Genomic DNA, 2,068 nt, shown 5'->3' on the forward strand with positions numbered 1-2,068 from the left:
AGACAACCAGGAGGTTGGCTTAGAAGCAGCCACCCTTGAAAGAGTGCGTAATAGCTCACTGGTCAAGTGATTCCGCGCCGACAATGTAGCGGGGCTCAAGTACACCGCCGAAGCCGTGGCACTCACACAATGACCCAGCACCGACTTGATCGGTGTTCAGGTGTGTGGGTGGGTAGGGGAGCGTCGTGTGGGCAGTGAAGCTGCAGGGTGACCTAGTGGTGGAGCCCACACGAGTGAGAATGCAGGCATGAGTAGCGAATGACGGGTGAGAAACCCGTCCGCCGAATGACCAAGGGTTCCAGGGCCAGGTTAATCCGCCCTGGGTAAGTCGGGACCTAAGGCGAGGCCGACAGGCGTAGTCGATGGACAAGGAGTTGATATTCTCCTACCGGCGAAGAACCGCCCATACCGAGCCCGGTGATGCTAACCATCCCAAACCCGTCACAGTCACCTTCGGGTGGCGCCGACGGGCGCGGCGTGGGACCCGAACCGGTAGTAGGTAAGCGTGTTAACAGGGGTGACGCAGGAAGGTAGCCCGGCGTGGCGATGGTAGTCCACGTCCAAGGTTGTAGCCCGCTTCGTAGGCAAATCCGCGAAGCACATAGGGTGAGAACTGATAGTGACCGCGTATGCGGGAAACGGGTGATCCTCTGCTGCCAAGAAAAGCCTCGACGCGAGGTTCTAGCCGCCCGTACCCCAAACCGACTCAGGTGGTCAGGTAGAGAATACCAAGGCGATCGAGCGAATCGTGGTTAAGGAACTCGGCAAAATGCCCCCGTAACTTCGGGAGAAGGGGGGCCCGAACCGTGAACACCCTTGCGGTGGGAAGCGGGGAGGGCCGCAGAGACCAGGGAGAAGCGACTGTTTACTAAAAACACAGGTCCGTGCGAAGTCGCAAGACGATGTATACGGACTGACGCCTGCCCGGTGCTGGAAGGTTAAGAGGACGGGTCAACTTCGGTGAAGCCCAGAATTTAAGCCCCAGTAAACGGCGGTGGTAACTATAACCATCCTAAGGTAGCGAAATTCCTTGTCGGGTAAGTTCCGACCTGCACGAATGGCGTAACGACTTCTCCGCTGTCTCAACCGCGAGCTCGGCGAAATTGCACTACGAGTAAAGATGCTCGTTACGCGCAGCAGGACGGAAAGACCCCGGGACCTTTACTATAGCTTGGTATTGGTGTTCGGTGTGGCTTGTGTAGGATAGGTGGGAGACTATGAATCCCGGCCGCCAGGTCGGGAGGAGTCAACGTTGAAATACCACTCTGGCCACATCGACCATCTAACCTCGGTCCGTAATCCGGATCAGGGACAGTGCCTGGTGGGTAGTTTAACTGGGGCGGTTGCCTCCCAAAATGTAACGGAGGCGCTCAAAGGTTCCCTCAGCCTGGTTGGCAATCAGGTGTCGAGTGCAAGTGCACAAGGGAGCTTGACTGTGAGACCGACAGGTCGAGCAGGGACGAAAGTCGGAACTAGTGATCCGGCGGTGGCTTGTGGAAGCGCCGTCGCTCAACGGATAAAAGGTACCCCGGGGATAACAGGCTGATCTTGCCCAAGAGTCCATATCGACGGCATGGTTTGGCACCTCGATGTCGGCTCGTCGCATCCTGGGGCTGGAGTAGGTCCCAAGGGTTGGGCTGTTCGCCCATTAAAGCGGTACGCGAGCTGGGTTTAGAACGTCGTGAGACAGTTCGGTCCCTATCCGCTGCGCGCGCAGGAAACTTGAGAAGGGCTGTCCCTAGTACGAGAGGACCGGGACGGACGAACCTCTGGTGTGCCAGTTGTTCCGCCAGGAGCACGGCTGGTTAGCTACGTTCGGAAGGGATAACCGCTGAAAGCATCTAAGCGGGAAGCCTGCTTCAAGATGAGGTTTCCATCCCCCTCGTGGGGTGAAGGCACCCAGCTAGACCACTGGGTAGATAGGCCGGATGTGGAAGACAGGACCAAAGACTGTCGGAGCTGACCGGTACTAATAAGCCAACAACTTCACACACCTACCAAACACTGTTTGGTCAATAACACTGCTTCGCGTCCACTGTGCGGTTCCCGAGAAACGGGCACCACCCCC

At 57.6% G+C, this 2,068-nt stretch carries 1 rRNA gene; it reads left to right on the plus strand.

What is annotated here, in order from left to right:
• A 23S ribosomal RNA gene (locus ACFVS0_RS21760) occupies positions 1–1,993 on the plus strand; the annotation flags it as partial.
• Positions 1,994–2,068 lie beyond the last annotated feature (75 nt).

The organism is Isoptericola sp. NPDC058082 (genome assembly GCF_042885055.1).
Classification (GTDB): domain Bacteria; phylum Actinomycetota; class Actinomycetes; order Actinomycetales; family Cellulomonadaceae; genus Isoptericola.